Origin of the sequence: Tautonia sociabilis, assembly GCF_003977685.1 — a bacterium.
Taxonomy (GTDB): domain Bacteria; phylum Planctomycetota; class Planctomycetia; order Isosphaerales; family Isosphaeraceae; genus Tautonia; species Tautonia sociabilis.
In genome coordinates, this window is the sequence record NZ_RYZH01000039.1 from 14,177 (window position 1) to 31,957 (window position 17,781).

At 71.5% G+C, this 17,781-nt stretch carries 14 protein-coding genes; 4 read left to right on the plus strand and 10 right to left on the minus strand.

What is annotated here, in order from left to right; translation table 11 throughout:
* Position 1: 1 nt before the first annotated feature.
* The 3 genes from TsocGM_RS18250 to TsocGM_RS18260 all read left to right on the plus strand — a co-directional run bounded on the left by TsocGM_RS18250 (position 2) and on the right by TsocGM_RS18260 (position 2,944).
* Positions 2 to 664, plus strand: a complete 663-nt coding sequence (locus TsocGM_RS18250) for an HD domain-containing protein (RefSeq protein WP_126726899.1) — start codon at positions 2 to 4, stop codon at positions 662 to 664.
* 949 nt (positions 665 to 1,613) lie between these two features.
* Entirely contained in the window at positions 1,614 to 2,627 is a 1,014-nt protein-coding gene (gene aroF / locus TsocGM_RS18255; protein ID WP_126726900.1) for a 3-deoxy-7-phosphoheptulonate synthase, read from the plus strand.
* A 116-nt stretch (positions 2,628 to 2,743) separates the two neighbouring features.
* On the plus strand, positions 2,744 to 2,944 hold the full coding sequence (locus TsocGM_RS18260) for a hypothetical protein (protein ID WP_233579014.1): 201 nt from the start codon (positions 2,744 to 2,746) through the stop codon (positions 2,942 to 2,944).
* A gap of 570 nt (positions 2,945 to 3,514) precedes the next feature.
* Here TsocGM_RS18260 and TsocGM_RS18265 read toward each other — a convergent pair.
* From TsocGM_RS18265 to TsocGM_RS18305, 9 genes are all read right to left on the minus strand, one after another.
* Positions 3,515 to 4,012: a cupin domain-containing protein gene (locus TsocGM_RS18265; RefSeq protein WP_126726902.1), complete on the minus strand. Its 498-nt coding sequence runs from the start codon at positions 4,010 to 4,012 to the stop codon at positions 3,515 to 3,517.
* Between the two features lie 4 nt (positions 4,013 to 4,016).
* Positions 4,017 to 5,552, minus strand: coding sequence for a c-type cytochrome domain-containing protein (locus tag TsocGM_RS18270; protein ID WP_126726903.1), 1,536 nt, complete (start codon positions 5,550 to 5,552; stop codon positions 4,017 to 4,019).
* Between the two features lie 633 nt (positions 5,553 to 6,185).
* Positions 6,186 to 6,695: a crossover junction endodeoxyribonuclease RuvC gene (locus TsocGM_RS18275; protein WP_391732768.1), complete on the minus strand. Its 510-nt coding sequence runs from the start codon at positions 6,693 to 6,695 to the stop codon at positions 6,186 to 6,188.
* 386 nt (positions 6,696 to 7,081) lie between these two features.
* The gene (locus tag TsocGM_RS18280) at positions 7,082 to 8,458 is read right to left on the minus strand and encodes a PFL family protein (RefSeq protein WP_126726905.1); all 1,377 of its coding nucleotides are present in this window, start codon (positions 8,456 to 8,458) and stop codon (positions 7,082 to 7,084) included.
* Positions 8,445 to 9,044, minus strand: coding sequence for a glycine cleavage system protein R (locus TsocGM_RS18285; protein ID WP_126726906.1), 600 nt, complete (start codon positions 9,042 to 9,044; stop codon positions 8,445 to 8,447). Before TsocGM_RS18285 ends, TsocGM_RS18280 begins: the two co-directional genes overlap by 14 nt.
* 224 nt (positions 9,045 to 9,268) lie before the next feature.
* Positions 9,269 to 9,808 (minus strand): DUF423 domain-containing protein, encoded by a 540-nt coding sequence (locus TsocGM_RS18290; protein WP_233579016.1) that lies wholly within the window; start codon positions 9,806 to 9,808, stop codon positions 9,269 to 9,271.
* Positions 9,809 to 10,017: 209 nt separating this feature from the next.
* Positions 10,018 to 11,049, minus strand: coding sequence for a 3-keto-disaccharide hydrolase (locus tag TsocGM_RS18295; RefSeq protein ID WP_126726907.1), 1,032 nt, complete (start codon positions 11,047 to 11,049; stop codon positions 10,018 to 10,020).
* 660 nt (positions 11,050 to 11,709) lie between these two features.
* Entirely contained in the window at positions 11,710 to 13,113 is a 1,404-nt protein-coding gene (locus TsocGM_RS18300) for a bifunctional folylpolyglutamate synthase/dihydrofolate synthase (RefSeq protein ID WP_126726908.1), read from the minus strand.
* Positions 13,110 to 13,595 carry a response regulator gene (locus TsocGM_RS18305; RefSeq protein WP_126726909.1) on the minus strand — a complete coding sequence of 162 codons (486 nt, stop codon included), beginning with the start codon at positions 13,593 to 13,595 and terminating at the stop codon, positions 13,110 to 13,112. The genes TsocGM_RS18300 and TsocGM_RS18305 overlap by 4 nt, the downstream gene beginning before the upstream one ends.
* A 579-nt stretch (positions 13,596 to 14,174) precedes the next feature.
* Between TsocGM_RS18305 and TsocGM_RS18310 the strand changes: the two genes are divergently transcribed.
* Positions 14,175 to 16,379 carry a serine/threonine-protein kinase gene (locus TsocGM_RS18310; protein ID WP_126726910.1) on the plus strand — a complete coding sequence of 735 codons (2,205 nt, stop codon included), beginning with the start codon at positions 14,175 to 14,177 and terminating at the stop codon, positions 16,377 to 16,379.
* A 51-nt stretch (positions 16,380 to 16,430) separates the two neighbouring features.
* On the opposite strand, the gene TsocGM_RS18315 is transcribed toward TsocGM_RS18310, so the two are convergent.
* Entirely contained in the window at positions 16,431 to 17,717 is a 1,287-nt protein-coding gene (locus TsocGM_RS18315) for an AI-2E family transporter (RefSeq protein ID WP_126726911.1), read from the minus strand.
* Positions 17,718 to 17,781: the final 64 nt, after the last annotated feature.

Here is a 17,781-nt window from a genome sequence, read left to right on the forward strand (position 1 = left end):
GATGGAACGCCCCTCGAGCCAAAAGCAGGGGGGCGGGGAATTGCTGTCCCCCCGGCTCGACCTGGCGCTGCGCTCGGCGGCCCTCTGGCACGACGGCCAGCGGCGCAAGGCGAGCCCGGTCCCCTACGTCCAGCACCCGATGGCGGTCGCCCTGATCCTCGACCGCCTCGGGTTCGACGAGGACGTCGTCATCGCCGCCCTGCTGCACGACGCGGTGGAGGACACCGACGCCTCGCTCGACCAGGTCCGCGAGCGGTTCGGCGACCGGGTGGCGGAGCTGGTTGGGCATTGCTCGGAACAGAAGCGCGACCCCCAGGGGAACCCTCGCCCCTGGGCCGACCGCAAGCGGGACCACCTGGAGGCGCTGCGGTCGGCTCCGATGGAGGCCCGGGCGATCGTCCTGGCCGACAAGCTGCATAACTTGCAGAGCATCGCGGCGGATCTGGCCGCCGGGGGGCCGGTCTGGGACCGGTTCAACGCGGGCCGAGATCAGGTGATCGCGGGATACCGAGCGGCGATCGACGGGCTGAGCGCCGACCCCGACCCGAGGATCGAGGCGTTGGCCCGACGGGGCCGGGCGGTGCTGTCGGAGATCGAGGGGGAGCCGAGTCGCGCCCTCCCGACCGGGGAAGGCCGGGCCGAGGGCCCCTCCCCCTCCCCCTGATGACGGCCCCGGTCGTCCTCGTCCGGGCCGGTCGCCGGCCCGTCGCCATCGACGAGGGGCCGAGGGGAGGATCGGGGCCGGTTGATTCGGGGTTCCCCCCCGGCTATAGTTCCCCTGTCGACCCGAGGTGGTGACACACGGGGTCGACCCCCTTCGGGCCGCGTGAACGTGGCGCGGCAGGACCAGAGCCCTGAACCGTCCGAGGCTGGACTCCGGCGGACCTCAGGGGAGTCCAAGTGGAAAGGAGGTGATCCTGTGTGTAGCAGCGACAACCAGAGGCGGCTCGCCTAACGGCAGCCGACGGGTTGCCCGTCGGGCAGCCGCACCCTGAGTCTCGCCGTTCAACGCGGCGGGATGGCCGGGCCCGGGGCGCCGGGCCCGTGCCGCTTTTTCCCGAGGTTGTTTCTCCGGTTCTCGCTTGAGATCGCCACCTCGGTTCGATTAGGATGCTGGGCATCCCGACCCGAATCGCCTTGTCCTGACTCCTGGAGCCGAAGCGTTGGATCGGCCCGCCGCGACCCTTGGCCGCTTCTCCTTCTCCTTTACCTTCGGGTATTGGTGGGGCCGCTCGTTTACCGGGCGGACGGCCGCAGGTCGCCGGGCATCTCTCGGAACTTAACTCGACCGCTTGTCGAGCCGAAGAACCACCCAAGCCCCGGGACCTGCGAAGGTCCCGGGGCTTTTTTCGTTGGTTCGCCGGCCCGTCGGGGCGCCCCACGGCGAACTGCCGCAAGCGACCCCGCCGGATCCGAGTCCCGGACCTCGGGGTTCCATGACGAGCTCGCCAACGATCCTTGACCTGGTTCCCCTCTTCCTTCAGTCACTCGCCGTCAGGCATCGGCCATCAGCCATCAACCATCAACCAGCGGACGACTCTCATCCTGAATCATCGCCGGCCGCGGTGGAGCGGCGGGCGGCAGGAGCAACCCCCGAGCGAGGGCGGATCGTCGTGATTGTTGTGATGAAGCCGGAAGCGACCCAAGACCAGATCGAACATGTGCGCGATCATATCAGCGCACTGGGCCTTCAGCCGCAGGTGATCGTGGGGCAGCACCAGACCGTGATCGCCGCCATCGGCGAGGAGCGGCCGGGGCTGGTCGAGACGCTGGAGCCAGCCCCGGGGGTGGAGAAAGTGCTGCCGATCATGGCGCCGTACAAGCGGGCGTCGTCGGAGCTGAAGAAGGAGCGGACGGTCGTGCGCGCCCGGTCGCTGGAGATCGGCGGCAAGGCCATCGGCGTGATCGCCGGCCCCTGCTCGGTGGAGAGCGAGGAGCAGATCGTCTCCCTCGCGATCAAGCTGAAGGCCCTGGGGGCCACCGGCCTCCGGGGGGGGGCGTACAAGCCGAGGACCAGCCCATACAGCTTCCAGGGGCACAAGGTCGAGGGCCTGAAGATGCTGGCCACGGCCCGGGCCGAGACGGGCCTGGCGATCGTCACCGAGGTGATGGCGCCGGAGCACGTGCCGGTGGTGGCCGAGTACGCCGACGTGCTCCAGATCGGCGCCCGGAACATGCAGAACTACCAGTTGCTCACCGCCGTGGGAGACTCCGGCAAGCCGGCGTTCCTGAAACGCGGCATGAGCGCCACGATGGACGAATTCCTGCTGGCGGCCGAATACATTCTTGATCGCGGCAATGATCAGGTGATTCTCTGCGAGCGCGGCGTCCGCACGTTTGAGGAGCACACGAGGTTCACCCTGCCGCTGGCCTCGGTCCCCTACCTGCAGGCCAAGAGCCACCTGCCGGTGGTCGTCGACCCGTCGCACGGCACCGGCAAGGCCCCGCTCGTCCCCCCCATGGCCCGGGCCGCGATCGCCGCCGGCGCCGACGGCCTGATGGTCGAGGTGCACGACGACCCCGAGCACGCCATGAGCGACGGCGCCCAGACGATCACCCCCGAGGCCTTCGCCCGCATGATGGCCGAGTGCCGCCGCGTGGCCGAGGCGGTCGACCGGACCTTCTGAGCCCGATCTTCGGCACGGCGATTGCTTCATCACCGCTCGGATTCCTGGCGCGATCAACCGGGCCGGCCCCGTCGCCGGCCCGGCCGCCCTCCTCCGATGCAATGGGAGCGATCCCCGTGGCCCGATGGCTCGAATTCGCCCGGCTCGTCCCCCTCGTCGGCGCGCTCGCCGTGTTTGCCGGCTGCGAGTCTCAGGGGCCGGCCGAGCAGGTCGGCGAGAACCTGGACAACGCCGCGCAGGACGTGGGCGACGCCCTTGACCCCGCCGGCCCCGCCGAGGAAGCCGGCGAGGCGATTGACGAGACGTTGAATCCGTGATCCCAACGGGCGCCGGAGGTCGGGGCCTCGCTCCCGGCCTCGGCGCCCAAGGACCCGGCGGAACCCCCGGTTCCGAGGACCCCGCGACCATGACTGCTGCTCCGCGTCTCGAGCAACGGAACACCGTCGCAGATGATCGCCTTGAACTTCATCGTCACCAGCGCCATTGAGACGACCCTCCCCATCCTGCTGCTCTTCCGCAAGACCGATCGGGTCGAGCTCGACCTCGGTACGGTCTCCCGCTGATCCTGACCGCCGCTCTGGGGAGCCGATCGCCCCTGTTCGACCCCGGTCGCGACCTGCGTTGCCTCCACGCCCTCGGCCTGGCCAGCCCCGGGGCGGAACGCTTCTGGACGCTGGAGGCGGCCGACCAGGGCCCGGCCTGGCTCAGGCACTTTTATTAGTATTTACGCAAAAATGTATAGAATCAATTAGGCTTGGGGCTTGCCGGCCGTTCGTTCGTCGATCGCTTCGAGGAATCGGCCCGGGAGAACCTCCGGCGCGCGATCCGAAGGCTCGGCGACGAGCCCTGATCTCGGCTCGACGAGGGGCACCGGCACCCCCGGGCGATCATCCGACTCCCGAGTCGGCCGAACTCGGGCCGCCGCTGGCGACGGCGGCGCCGCAGGACCAGCAGGACGGGGCCGACCCGTCGAGGATCGTGCCGCAGCCGGCGCAGGGCCGGGGATCGAGGAGGTAGTCCTCCCGGATGGGGTGGAAGACGTCCAGCGCGACGGCGGGCCCGCCGACGGCGACGACGCGGTGCGGCACGCCTCCGGGGATCCGCCAGCGGTCCCCCGGCTCCAGCAGGCGGGTCTGGCCGCCGACGGTGAACTCCAGAAGGCCGGAGACGAGGTAGCCCATCTGCTCGTGAGGGTGGGAGTGCTCGGGGACGACGCCGCCGGGCTGGAACTCGACGACCGAGATCATCAGCCCCCGGCCGGCGGTCACGCAGAGGTCGACCCCCGGGAACAGGGCGTGGCGGGTGCCGGAGCCGGTGGGGATGAAGTACGGGTCGGCGTCGGTCGGGCGACTCGGGGGAGCGGGTTCGGGTTCGGGTTCGGGCATCGGATCAGCGTCCTCGGGCGTATCGGGAGGAGACCCACTGGCCCCAGGCGGTGAGGAACTGCTCCCGGCTGGCGCCGAACAGCTGGAGGATCCCCTCGTCGAGCCGCTCCCGGCCGCCGAGCATGCCTCGGACGAACGGGCCGACCGCCCTGGGGTTGGCCGCCGAGAGCCATTCGAGGAGGCTGAAGCCGAGGGCTCGGGTCTCTTCCGGATCCAGCACGTCGCCGAGCGCCTCGTTCGCCTTGGTCGTCCAGCCGAGCTGCGCCGCCCGCAGGGTCGCGGCGCGGAGGCGGGCGACCTCGGCCCCTCGGGGTTCGACCTTCGCGGCGAGGAGCGCCCCGTATCCCAGGGCCAGCCACCTCGGCGCGTTCGAGTCGGTGGCGGTCACCGCCCCGGCCCCGAGCTGCTCGACGAGCAGCCCTTCCAGACTCCGGGAGGCCCCGGAGGAGGCGGCCTCGGTGGCCTCCTGGCCGAGCATCGGGTCGAGCGCGGCGAGATACGGGGCCTCGCCGGAGAGGTCGGCGCGGGCCTGCTCCCCGGCCATCGGTTCCTGGCGGGCAACGGTGCGGACGAACTCGGCGTAGTGGTTGCGGTCGGTGAAGACGTAGGCACTGATCTCCATCGGGCTCCCCAGCGCCGGCTTCCCGGGCCGGGAGAGCAGCGATCGCACGGCGGGGATCGCCTGGTCGAGCAGCGTGACGGCCCGGGAGGCTCGGGCTTCGGGGAGGGTGCCAAAAAGCAGGACGCGATCCCCGGCGGTCAGGGTCGGTTCGCCCGGGGCGCCGGCCTGGGCCCATCGGCGCTGGGCCTCCTCGACGAGCCGATCGCGCCGCTCCTGTTTCGAGAGCCGGGCGAGGGCGGCGTTCCGGAGCTCCTCGGGAGAGACGGCCACCTCGGCCAGCGGGGCGTTCGGGTTGGCGCCGGCGTCGAGTCGGGCACCGGCGGCGATCCAGGCCTCGATCCTCGCGATCGTCTCCCCGGCGAGGTCCGTGTTGCCGGGGGGCATCTTCGGCGTGCTCTCCCCCTTGATGCGCAGCAGCAGCTCGCTGCTTTCCGGGTCGCTCGGAGAGATGACCGGGCCGGCGTCGGTCCCGGTCATGAGCGAGCGGAAGGTACTCATGTCGAGATCGCCTCGGCGGTCGCGCTCGTTGTGGCAGCGCAGGCAGTTGGCCACGAGCACCGGGGCGACGTCGGCGGAGAACGTCGGCGCGTCGTCCTTCTCCTGCCTCGAGGACGGGCCGGCCGGCGAGGGCTGGAAGAGGGAGATCATCCGGATCGCCTGGTTCGGCTTGCAGGTCTTGCAGGCGCGGAAGCCGTTCGCCTCGGCCGCGCCGGGGGTCGCGAACGGGATGCGATTCTCCGGCGAGAGCCGCTCGGCCGACCGGCACCCCGGCTCGTGGTAGACCTTCGAGCCCCTCGACCCGACGACCGGGCCGCCGACGTCCTGGGCCCTTCCCCCGGTGCCGAGGGTGATGACCAGCAGCAACAGCGAGGCCGCCTTCAGGGCGGGAGAAGGGGCGATGATCCGGGGCCTTCGCATGAGTCGCGTCCGCTCGACCGGGCCGAAGGGAAGGCGTGATCCCGGATTCTTTCGGTGGCGGATCCTCGGGCCTCCCCGGGGTTCGAAGGATCCGCCATCGGCGATCTCCAGGATGACTGCACGCGATTGTCCCCCATCTCGGGGCGATCGGCAAGGGAGGGCGGCGGGAGGGAACTCCCGATCACTCGCCTCCGCCCGGCGATCGCGAACTCCCCAGCCGGGGAGGCCGACGGCATCCCCATTCCCGGCCCTTGCGCTGACCGCCGGCGTTTGCCCTTGCGCTGACCGCCGGCGTTTGCCCTCGCGCTGACCGCCGGCGATGGCCCTTGCGCTGACCGCCGGCGATGGCCCTTGCGCTGACCGCCGGCGTTGGCCCTTGCGCTGACCGCCGGCGATGGCCCTTGCGCTGACCGACGGCGTTGGCCGTTTCGGTCGAGCGATCGTGACGGTCGCCGGGGCATCACTCCCTCGTTCTCTGACCTCTGACCTCTGACCTCTGACCTCTGACCTCTGAGCTCTCGGTTCCCTGAGCTCTCGCTCCCAGGAGACGGGGCCTTCCGTCCCTGGCGGACCGTTTCCGCCGAGGTCCGCCGCCTGCGACCATCCCGGAAGACCGTCGGGAGACGGCCCCGGTCACGGCAGCAGGCCTCCCCGGTTGCGCTCGATCTGGAAGTGGCAGAGGGCCACGGCGCAGGCGTCGGCCACGTCGTGGGGCTCGGGGAGGCGATCCAGCCCCAGCTCGGTGCGGATGGCGTGCTGCATCTGCTCCTTGGGGGCTCGGCCGTGGCCGGTGAGGGTCTTCTTGATCCGGGAGGCGGCGTAGCCGACCACGGGCACGCCGCGACGGGCCGCGGCCAGGACGATCACCCCCCGAGCATGGGCCATCAGGATGGCGGTCCGGGGATGCTTGGTGCGGCTGTGGACCTGCTCCAGCGCCAGCGCCGAGGGCGGGAAGAGGTCAAGCACCTCGATCACGCCGCGATAGATCGCGTCCAGCCGATCGCCGAGCGAGCCTCCCCTCCTGGCCCGGATCACCCCGGCCTCGATCACCAGCGGCGGCGGCCCGATCAGCCCCGAGGCCGCCCTCGGCGCCGGCTCGATCACCGCGTACCCCGTCACCCCCAGCCCCGGATCGACCCCCACCACCCGGCCGGGGCATCGTCCCGCTCCCGGTTCCGATCCTGGTCCTAGTCCTGGCCCTGATCCCGAACTCGGCGCGGTCGCTGCCATCGGCCCGGTCCTCCCTCCCTGGGCCCGATCTTCCCCAAGGCGGATGCATCCGTCCACCCCAACCCCGGCCATCGCGGGGGATTCCCCTCCGAGACGAGACGGCGACGCTCCCCTCCCTCCCAAGGACCCGATCCGGTACCACCGGCGGGCGAGCCGCTAGTGATACACAGAAATCAAAGAGCAGAGATCACTTCAGGCAGAGATCACTTCAAGCGTTCGACGGGGTCGACACGTCCCCAGCCTCGGGAGCCTTCCGGAACTGGGGTCGAACGATCCTGGCCGCCCCAGCCGGATCGGGCTCAGTTGCGGAGGCTGGACAGCGGCGCCGGGATCCGGCCGCCGTGGCGGACGAAGGCGGTGCTGCCGCCGGCGGCGTGGATGGGGAGGATGTCCATCTCGCCGAAGAGGCCGCCGAAGACGGCTCGCTCGCCGGCGGCCTTGCCGGGCACGGGGATGATGCGGACGGCGGTGGTCTTGTGGTTGATCACGCCGATGGCGACCTCGTCGGCGATCAGTGCCGCGAGCGTCTCCGGGTCGGTGTCGCCGGGCACGGCGATCATGTCCAGGCCGACGGAGCAAACCGCCGTCATCGCCTCCAGCTTCGCCAGCGTCAGGTCCCCGCAGGCGACCGCCTGGGCCAGCGCCGCGTCCTCGCTCACGGCGACGAAGGCTCCCGAGAGGCCGCCGACGCTGGAACTGGCGAACGAGCCCCCCTTCTTCACCGCGTCGTTGAGCAGCGCCAGCGCGGCGGTCGAGCCGGGGGCGCCGAGGCGTTCGACGCCCATCGCCTGGAGGATCTCGCCGACGGAGTCCCCCACCTGGGGCGTCGGCGCCAGGGAGAGATCCACGATCCCAAAGGCGACGCCGAGCCGAGAGGCGACCTCTCGGCCGATCAGCTCGCCGACCCGGGTGACGCGGAAGGCCGTGCTCTTGATCTCCTCGGCGATTTCCCCCAGCGTGGGCCGGACCTTCGCGTTGCGGACGAGGTCCTCGACGGCGGCCTTCACCACGCCGGGGCCGCTGACGCCGATGTTGATGACGCAGTCCGGCTCGCCGGCGCCGTGGAAGGCGCCGGCCATGAACGGGTTGTCGGTGGGGGCGTTGCCGAAGATGACGAGCTTGGCGCAGCCGAAGCCGTCGCTGGCCCGGGTCCGCTCGGCGGTGTCAACCAGCACTCGGCCGAGCAGGGCGATGGCGTCCATGTTGATGCCGGCGGCGGTCGTGCCGACGTTCACCGACGAGCAGACGCGACGAGTGGTCGAGAGCACCACCGGCAGCGCCTCGATCAGCCGCTTCTCGGCCTCGGTCCACCCCTTCTGCACCTGGGCGGTGAAGCCCCCAACGAGGTCGACGCCCACCTCGGCCGCTGTGGCGTCGAGCGTGCGGGCGACGGCGACGAGCCCCTCGGTGTCGTGCCCGGCCGCCACCGAGGCGATCGGGCTGACGGCGATCCGACGGTTGACGATCGGGATGCCGTAGCGCCCCTGCACCTCCTGGCAGACCTCGCGCAGGCGGCCGGCGAAGTGCAGCAGGCGGTGGCGGACGCGGTCGCACAGCGTGGCCACGTCGGGAGCGGCGCAGCTCTGCAAATCAATGCCCATCGTCACGGTGCGGACGTCGAGCTTGTGCTGCCGGACCATCCCCAGCGTGGCCAGCACGTCCTCAGTGCGGTACAACGACGTCGCTCCCCTCGGGGTTTCGGGCCGAGCCGACCCGGACGGGGCGCGGCTCGTTGGTGGCCAGGAAGATGTTCTCGTGCTGGAGGTAAACCTCCATGCCCAGCTCGGCGCCAAACTGCTCCAGCTCTCCTCGAAGCTCGGCCGGCCCCAGCTCGGGGGGCAGGTACGCTTCCATCACCAGGCTGAAGCGCGGACCCTCGGTCCTCGCGTGCAGGTCGACGATGTTCACCCCTCGTCTGGCCAGGCTGCCGGCGATCCGGTGGATGGTCCCCGGCCGGTCCTGGCCCAGCACCGTGAGGATGAACCGCTCGCCGCCGGGAACCGGGTCGACGTGCCTCCCCTCGTCGGGGATGACCGCGACGTTCAGGTCGAACCGCTCCCCCCGGGTGTGCACCGCCTCGCGCAGGCCCTTCGGGTCGCGAGGCCCGTCGAACTCCACGGCCAGGATGATCGTGAAGTAGCCGCGGAGCACCGTCTGGCTCAACTCCTTGATCGTCCCGCCCTGCTCCGAGATCGCCCCGGTGACCGCGTGGATGATCCCCACGCGGTCGGCGGCGGTCACGGTCACAATATAAGTGTGCATGTGGCTCCCATGAGATCGGGCTCCTCGACGCGGCGCCGGGACGGCGGCTCACCGCTATCCGGTGCTGGGGGGGCGATCGCGACGGCGGAGTCGGCCCGGGATCCGGGCCCCTGGCCCCGTCGCGGGGAGCCCCCGAGCGTTCGCTCGCCTCCCGGACTCCGGCGGCCTCCGGCATCAGCCCTCGGCCGACCACCATCCATCATGCCCCTCGCCGGGGCCGGCCGTCATCCCTCCCGCCGCTCTTGCCCGGCCCAGGCGCCGGCGCCGGCCATCGCCCCGGAATCGGACGGCGATCGGCCCCGATCGGTTCGGAGGCTGGAGGCCAGCACGAACCAGCCGGCGATGAACGCCGAGCCTCCGATCGGAGCGATCATCCCCAGCCAGTCGGCCGTGCCGCCAGCGAGCACCAGCAGGTACAGGCTGCCGGGGAAGACGATCGCGCCGATCAGGAACAGCCAGCCGGCCGCCGACAGCCCCCGAGTCGGGCCGACCCGCATCGCCAGCAGGCCGACGGCGATCAGGGCGATCGCGTGGTCCATCTGGTACCGCACGCCGACCTCGAACGTCTCCAGGTCGGCCGGCTCCACCTTGCCCTTCAGCCCGTGCGCCCCGAAGGTGCCGGCGATCACCGCCACTGCTCCCACGATCGCCCCGATCCGCGCCCAGGACGCCCCGCTCATCGGCTCGCTCCCCTCGTGCTCCGGCTCCTCCCGCCGGTCGGTCCCGATCATTGTCGCCGCGCCGGCTCCGGCGCTCAACAGCACCTGACCCGCTCCCGGGCCGCCCCCCGGCGGAGCAAGGCCGGGGGAAGGGGATGCCCTCGGTCGCTCTCTTGAGGACCAACACGCTCGGCGAGTGCCCGGGCCGGGCTGGCCCGGGCCGTGTCGGCCCCCGGCCGGAAGCCCTCCGATGCTGGGAGCGCCCCGACCTCGGCCAGCCCCGCCCCGAGGTCCGTCACCGAAGCCATCCCGGCTCAGTCCCCCGGCAGCTCGGCGATCCGGATGTTCCGGAAGCTCAGGTCGGTGGTCGGGTCGTGCCCCTGGATGCTGATGACGCCCGGCGCGGCCTTGTAGCCGTTGCGGCCGTTGTCGGCGGCCGGGCGGTCGTCGGTCCAGTCGGTCACCTGATACCCGTCGACCCAGACGGCGAAGTGATTGTCGTGGGCGACGATCGTCTTGGTGAACCACTCGAAGTCGTCGGCCACGATCCTCCGAGCGGCCTGGCGGCGGTAGATGGCGCCGGTGCCGTAGTCGACCGGCTTCGTCCGGTCGTCCCCCTCGTACTCGTTGCGGATCTGAGACTCGTACCCGCTCCAGAACTGCCCGGGGATGGCCCGGAAGAAGATGCCGCTGTTCAGGTGCTCGCCGTTGGAGAAGACGTCGAGCTGGAGGATGAAGTCGTCGTACTGCCCCTCCGTCTGGATGTCTCCCCGCCCGTTCTGGACATGGAGCGATCCCTCGGCAGTGACCGAGTAGACCGACTCGCCCCCCTCCAGCACGTTCCAGCCGGAGAGGTCCTTGCCGTTGAAGATCGGCGTCATCCCTTCGGGGAGCAGCTCGACCCGACGCACCCGGAGCGTGTTCCCGCCGTCGACAGAAATAAGGGCCGGGGAGCGGCCGTTGCTCCGCATCGTGATCTCCACCGAGCCGAGCCCGCTCAGCCTCCCCAGCCCGCTCGCCCCCTCGTCCCGGCCGAACCCCACCAGGGCCCCGGAGCCGTCCGCCTCCCCCTCGACCCGGAGCGTGGCGTCGCCGAATTCGGTCGTGGTCCGCAACGTCGCCGGCCCGACGATCGTCATCACCCCCTCGGCCACCGAGACGGCCTCCTCCCGATCCTCCGCCTCGACCGTCCAGCCGAACGTCGACTCCCCGTCGAACAGCCGGATCCACCCCTGCTCGATCTGCTCCCGAGACAGGCCCGAGCCCCCCTCCTGGGCCATCAGGCTGCCGAAGGAGGACAGAGCGAGGGCCAGACCGACGGTCAATGCGATCAATCGAGATTGCATGGTGATGGCTCCCTGGGGCAACGCGATCGGTTCGAGGCCGCATCATACGACCCCGGTCCCACCCGGGCCAGCACCCGCACCGGCCCCTCCGCTCCTCGGGAGATTTCCGGGACCCGCCCCCGCCCTCCCGGCGATCCTCTCAGAGGGGGCCCGGCCCCGACGAGCCTCCCGATCCGTTCCTTGGCAAGTTGTCCATCGACTCTTGGTGGCATCTTTGTCTGCGTTCCGTCCTCTGTTTTCTGTTTTCTGTTTTCTGTTTTCTCTCCTCCTGCCCCCCGAGTCCTGTCTCCTTGCTCCCCCGTCTGAGCCGTCAACCTCGAGGATCGCGGCAGGCGACGCTTCCCGAAACGAACCCAAGCGGTCATTTTGTTCTGTATTGTAGGAAAAGCAGTTGCGTCGAATTGGCCGCCTTCAACGGCAGCGCACCGAGCCCGTTCCGTCCGGGTCCGGACGGCCGTTCCCCTCGGATCCGGCCGGGGCGACCCCCAACGGCCCTCCGCTCGGGATGGGGGTCGGTCGACCGCGGGCCGGCCGCTCGCCGAGGGGCGCGACGACGACGCGGAGCGAACCCAACGCGGTCGGCGCAAGCTGTTGCCGCAAATGTGGTTCAGGAGAACGGGCCGAGCGTTCCCGAAGCGCGCCGGTTCTCCTGCGGCCCGATCAGGTGACCAGCCGGGGGCGGGCGGGGATGTTGGTCAGGCCGAGGGCGGCGGCCCGGGCCTCGGCGGCGAGGAAGAGGGAGCCGGTGACGCAGATCAGGCCGGATTCGGGGGTGGCCCGGCGGGCCAGGTCGAGGGCGAGCGTTGGCTCCGGGGCGATCATCGCGGTCGGTCCCCCCAGCTCGGCGACGGCCTCGGCGATGGCGTCGGGCGCGACGGCTCGGGGGTTCTCGACGTACCGGGTCGCGATCACGGTGTCGAACAGGGGAAGCAGGGCGCGGAGCTGGCCCGCCAAGTCCTTGTCCCGGCTCGTGCCGAAGACGAGCGAGCGGGGGACCTCGGGGAAGTTCGATCGGAGTGAGGCCGCTAGCGCCTCGGCCGAGGCGACGTTGTGCGCTCCGTCGATCACCAGCCAGGGAGCCTCTCCCACCACCTCCACCCGGGCCGGCCACCGCAGCGTGGCGAACCCCCGGGCGGCGTGTTCGGGCAGGACCTCCAGCGTCGGGTCAATGTCGGCGAGGGCGTCCAGTGCCGCCAGGGCGACGGCGGCGTTGGCGGCCTGGTGTGCTCCCGGCAGGGGAGCGGAGATCGGGCCCCAGTCTCGCCGCCAGGTCCGCACGAGGACGGAGCCGTTGCTCGGCCGGTCGATCGGCGGCCTCGGCGGCTCATAGAAGGCCTCGAAGTCGGTCCCGAGCTCGAAGAGGGGGCAGCGGCGGGATCGGGCGACCTCCCGGATGACCGAGATCGGCTCCGGCTGCCGGACGCCGACGACCGCCGGGGTCCCCCGCTTCAAGATGCCGGCCTTCTCGCGGGCGATGTGGCCGAGGGTCGGGCCAAGCTGGCGGACGTGGTCGAAGGAGATCGTCGTGAGGACCGACACCGCCGGGCGGACGACGTTGGTCGAGTCCAGGCGCCCTCCCATGCCGACCTCCAGCGCCACCGCCCGGCAGCCGGACCGGGCGAAGTGGAGCAGGCCGAGGGCGGTGGTCACCTCGAAGAACGTCAACCCTCGGCCGTCGGGGCCCGGCCAGTCGGTCTCGACCGCCTCGATGGCCGGGCGGAGCTCGTCGCACCGGGCGATCAGCTCGTCGGGGGTCATCATCGCCCCATCAACAACGAAGCGCTCCTCCAGCCGGTGCAGGTGCGGCGAGGTGAACAGCCCCGCCCGGAAGCCGGAGGCGGTCAGCGCGGCGGCGACCATCGCCGAGGTCGACCCCTTCCCCTTGGTGCCGGCGACGTGGACGATCCGGAAGGCGTCCTGCGGGTCTCCCAGCCTTCGGAGCAGCCGGCGCATGCGGCCCAGCCGCAGCTCGGTCGAGGAGCAGGCGGCGGGCATGCCGAGCCGCTCGTAGTCGAGCCGGGCGTAGAGGGCGTCCAGGGCGTTCCGGTAGGAGTCGGTGGTCATCGAGGGAAGGAGGCCCCGGGAGGGAGGTGCGAGCCGACCGGGCCGGGAGTCTCGGCCGTCGGCCGGTCGTCGTCGGGATCGAGGCCGAAGGGCGGGCCGAGGGCCTGCTCGGCTCGGGACCGGATGGCGGAGATCAGCTCGGCGATCGCCCCGCCCTTGAGCACGACGCAGGCCGCTCCGGCCGCCAGAGCCAGCAGCCGGCCGTCGGCCTCGGCGTCTCCGGTGAGCACGATCACCGCCAGTCGGCCGGCGGCCGGATCGAACCGCAGGGCGTCGAGCACCTGCAGGCCGTCGAGCCGGGGCATCCACAGGTCCAGCACCAGGGCCGATGGGCGATGGCGCCGGACCTGCTCCAGGGCGTGTTCCCCGTCGCTCGCCTCCCGGACGATCATGCCGGCGGCCCTCAGGGCGGCGGCGGTCACGCGGCGGAGGTCGTCGTCGTCGTCGGCCAGCACGATCGAGATCGGCTCGGAAGGCGCCATGGTCGTCCCCCCTCGGCCCGGCCGTGCCGGCTCGCTCGCTGGCGAGGCCCGGCCCGGCGTTTTGGATCGTCCGGTACGGCGGCTCCCGGTGCTCGATCAGGCCCCAGCATACCCCGAGGGGCCTCCCGGCCGCCATCCGGGTTCTCGAGGGATCGCTCTCCTCCTCGATGAGTCGCGGTGAGAATCCCAGAGTCAGAACCGCCAGACGAGCGATGAGACCCTCGTGGCGGTTTTCGCCTTGGCACTGATCCGAAGAGTTCCTGAGAGTCAGGATCGCCAGACGAGCGATAATCTCCTCAAGGGCCGCTCCTGTTCGCTCCTTCTCCTGATCGCTGTTCTCCCTCCGCTTTTGTTCTCGTCTTTGTTTCTTCTGTTTTTTTCTTTCTTCTCTGCTCTTTCTCGTTCTTCTCCTTCTCGTTCTTCTCCCCTCCTCCACGCTTGCTTCGCTTCCGCGTGCTCCTCTCCTCACTCCTGCAACCCTGCGTGAACTCCCATCGCCCGCTGTCCCCCGGCGCTTCTCCCCCGTAAGGTGGGTCCAGATTCCCCAGACAGGACAGGAGCGGATCGGATCGACGTCCCATGACTTCCCTCCCGTTCTTCTCTCGGTTTCCCGAGCTCCGGGCCGGGGTGTACGTTCTGGGTCCGATTCGCCAGGAGGCGACGGGCGTTTCCTACCGGGCTTGGTCCCCGGGAGAGGGGGACGCGGTCGCCCTCTGGGTCGATGCGACCCGAATCGAGGACGACCCGATCCGGGCCGAGCGGCTGGGCCGGCAGGCGATCGCCCTGGAGCGAATCCGGCACCCGAACCTGGGAGAGGTGGTGCGGGTGGCCGACCTTGACGGCCGGCTGGCCGTTCTCGAGCGGCGGCCGGAGGCGATCGAGGCGGGGTTCCTGGCAGCGCCCGGCGACCGGCCCGGCCCCTCGGCCGTGCGCCGGGCACTGGCGATTGTCCTCCAGGCGAGCCGGGGGCTGCGGGCACTCCACGAGGCCGGTTTCGCGCACGGGGACATCCGCCCCGAGGCCCTCGCCGAGCTCCCCGACGGCCGGATGCTTCTGACCGGCCTCGGCCGGGTTGCCCCGCCGGCCGAGGATCCCGAGGAGCCGAGCCCTCCCGCGTTCCCGGGGCCCGACGCCGTCCGGGCCGACCTGGAGGCGCTTGGCCGGACCGTCTTCCGGCTCGTCACCGGCTCGGCCGCTGGGCCCGACTCCTCGACGCCGGCCTCGGCGATCAATCCTCGAGTGCCGGCCGCCGTCTCGGAGCTGATCCGGAGGCTGATGCTCCCCGAGGACCGGGGAGGCTTTGGCGCGATCGGGCCGGTCATCGCCGACCTCGAACGAATCGCCGGCGCCCCGAAGCCCGGCGCCTTCCTGCCCCGCCAGGAGCTGGTCGACGCCTACCGGGCCTGCGCCGACGCCTTCGCCGGCTCCCCGACGGCCCGATTGAGGAGAACGGTGCTGCTCTCCTCCTACGGCGGGACGGCGGGCTTGGCATTCCTGGCGCTGCTGGTCGGCCTGTCGAGCCTGGCGATCGGCCTGCTCGGCCTGATGGCGATGACGGCCGGGGGCTCCTTCGTTGTTGGCGGGATCGCCCGGGGAGGCCCGCTGTTCGACCGCGTCCGCCGGTTCGTCGCCGGGGGGAGGGTCCGGGACCTGGCGACGGTGGCGGCGGTGCTGATACTCGCTCCGCTGGGGCTGGTGGCGTCGGGCACGCTCGGGGTGGCGGTCGCGCTGGCGGTCGTCGCCGCGATCCTGGCCGGCGTGCAGGAGGTGCTGATCGATCGCCCAATCGCCCGGGAGCGTCGGGAGCCGGTCGACCGGGCCTGCGCGGTCCTCCGGGACCTTCGCCGATCGGGCCTGGCCGAGCCGGCCGTCCGGGCCTTCGCCGTCGACCACGGCGGAACACACTGGGGGCCCCTCTTCCTTTCCCTGTTCGGGTTCGACGCCTACCGGGAGGCCCGAACCCGCCGGGAGGTCCCGACCGGGGATCGGCTGCTCCGGTTCGAGCTGATCGGCCGGGTGATCGCCGCCATTGACGCCCGGCTGCGGGCGAGGAGGGACGAGCGCGACCGGCTCCTGCTAATCGACCTGCTCGAGCGCCGGCTGAAGGCCCAGGGCCTCTTCGAGCTGACCGCCCGGCGCCGGGCCTGGCGGATCGCCCCCGCCCTGCTCTCCCGGGCCATCGCCTTCGAGCGGGGAACGCCGACCCCCGGCGGGACCCTCGCCGAGTCGCTGGCCGAGGCTCTTCGAGACCCCGAAACCGCGCTGCTCGACGCCGAGTCGGCCCCCGAGCCGAGGCTCGACCGCCTCCGGCGCCGGCTGGTCGGCCTGCTCGACGCCCTCACCGGCCCGAGGGCCCGGCTGCTCTCGGGGCTGCTCCTGCTGGTCGGCTTCCTAGCCTGGGCCCATCAGAACCGACTGATCGAGGGGACCGACCTGACCGAGCTGGTCCAGGCCGCCCGATCGGCCGACTCCCTCGAGGAGGTGGCCGACACGATCGGCTCCCGAGGCGATCTCCTCCGGGAAGCCGCCGGGGGAGCGCAGCCGCTCCGCGTCGCCCTCGCCCCGGGCCCGGCCTCGGCCCTGTTCCGGGATGGCTCGGCGGGGCTGGCCGCGCTGATCCTGCTCGTCTCCTCGGCCTTCCGAGGCCGATGGCCCGCCCTCGGCGCGGTCCTGGCCGCCCTGATCGCCCTCTTCGGCAATGACCTCGGCCTGCCGACGGGAGTGGACCGGGGACTGGCGGTGGCCCTGTTCCTGGCCGCCGTTCTCTCGGCCTGGCGCTGCTGACGCGATCGTCCCGAACCCCTTTGGCAATCCGGTGTTCCTTCCCCGACCGGCCTATCCTCCCCGGTCTTCGGCGCCGAAGAGGGCGCCGATGGGGGCCGAGCCGGGGGTGACCGCGACGAATCCCCGGATCAGGACGAGCATCGGCAGGGCCGAGACGAACCCGAGCGGCCCCCAGAGGAAGCCGAAGAACAGCACGCCGATGAGCACGGCGAGCGGGTCGATGGAGATCGCCTCGCCATAGAGCAAGGGGAGGATGACATAGCTCTCCAGCGTCTGGAGCAGGAGGTAGACGCCCAGCATCACCATCGGGGGCCAGAGGGCCTGGCTGGCGACCGCCGCCACGACGACCAGCATCGCGCCGGCGACCACGGCGCCGAAGTACGGGATGAGCACCAGCAGGCCGGTCATCAGTCCCCAGAGCGGCCACTGCGGCAGGCCGATCGCCCAGCTCACCAGCGCGATCGTCACCGAGTAGCCAAGCGCGACCGACAGGACGCAGGCGACCCAGCGCTCGATGTTCTTGCCCATCTGTTCCAGATCCTCATCCTCCAGCCGCATTCCCAGGGCCTCGCCGGCCCGGACGATCCGGTCGGCCCAGGTGGCCCGGGTCAGGAGGATGTAGAGGATCAGGAAGAGGACGACGACGATCTGGCCGAGGATCCCGAGCACGCCGCCGACTCCCCGGAGCGCCCACTGGCCGATCGAGCCGGCGTTCTCCCGGAGCTGCCTGGTCCAGTCCTCCTGCGAGCCGAAGGCCGGAGCGCCGCCGCCGCCGACGGGCGAGGATGAGGACGAGGACGAGGCCGAGGAGGAACGAGGGGGGGACCCCGGCTCGGGGCCGTCGGATCGCTCGGGATCGCCGTCCGGGTTGGATCGGGAGGCGAGGTCGGGGGTAGTCGAGCCCTTGGCTCCCGGCGTCGCCGAGGCCTCTCCCTTCAGCAGCCGGACGACCCGGGAGCCTTCGAGCGGCTCGGCGACCTGGGAGGCGATCTGGCGGAACCGGTCGAGGTAGCGGTCGGAGTCCCGAACGACCCGGCCGGCCTGGGCGATCACCAGCCCGGCGGTCGAGAGCAGCACCAGGGCGACCAGCATCGTGCAGAGGATGCTGGAGACTCCCCGGCCGAGCCCGGCCCGCTCGATCGCCCGGGCGACGGGGCGCAGGGCGATCGCGAGCACCAGGGCGAGGATGATCGGCACGATCAGCCGGGTCATCCTCGTGCTGGCGCCGAGCACGAGCACGGTGGCGATGACGACCAGCGCCACCGTCCTCGTCCAGGAATCGCGGTCGGGGTGGGCCGGCCGAGGCCTCGGCGGGGCGTCGTCGTCGGCTCGGGCCATGAGGCTCGCCTCCCTCGGGTCGCGGTGCGATTCGGGTCGGGTCGATCCGGTGGGGGATCGACCC

Bases quoted from the DNA above. Each gene is read 5' to 3' on its own strand.
- TsocGM_RS18305 (WP_126726909.1), bottom strand. From the start codon at position 13,595: ATGGCGCCTTCCGAGCCGATCTCGATCGTGCTGGCCGACGACGACGAC.
- TsocGM_RS18250 (WP_126726899.1), top strand. From the start codon at position 2: ATGGAACGCCCCTCGAGCCAAAAGCAGGGGGGCGGGGAATTGCTGTCC.
- TsocGM_RS18315 (WP_126726911.1), bottom strand. From the start codon at position 17,717: ATGGCCCGAGCCGACGACGACGCCCCGCCGAGGCCTCGGCCGGCCCAC.
- TsocGM_RS18285 (WP_126726906.1), bottom strand. From the start codon at position 9,044: ATGCACACTTATATTGTGACCGTGACCGCCGCCGACCGCGTGGGGATC.
- TsocGM_RS18300 (WP_126726908.1), bottom strand. From the start codon at position 13,113: ATGACCACCGACTCCTACCGGAACGCCCTGGACGCCCTCTACGCCCGG.
- TsocGM_RS18265 (WP_126726902.1), bottom strand. From the start codon at position 4,012: ATGCCCGAACCCGAACCCGAACCCGCTCCCCCGAGTCGCCCGACCGAC.
- TsocGM_RS18295 (WP_126726907.1), bottom strand. From the start codon at position 11,049: ATGCAATCTCGATTGATCGCATTGACCGTCGGTCTGGCCCTCGCTCTG.
- TsocGM_RS18310 (WP_126726910.1), top strand. From the start codon at position 14,175: ATGACTTCCCTCCCGTTCTTCTCTCGGTTTCCCGAGCTCCGGGCCGGG.
- TsocGM_RS18270 (WP_126726903.1), bottom strand. From the start codon at position 5,552: ATGCGAAGGCCCCGGATCATCGCCCCTTCTCCCGCCCTGAAGGCGGCC.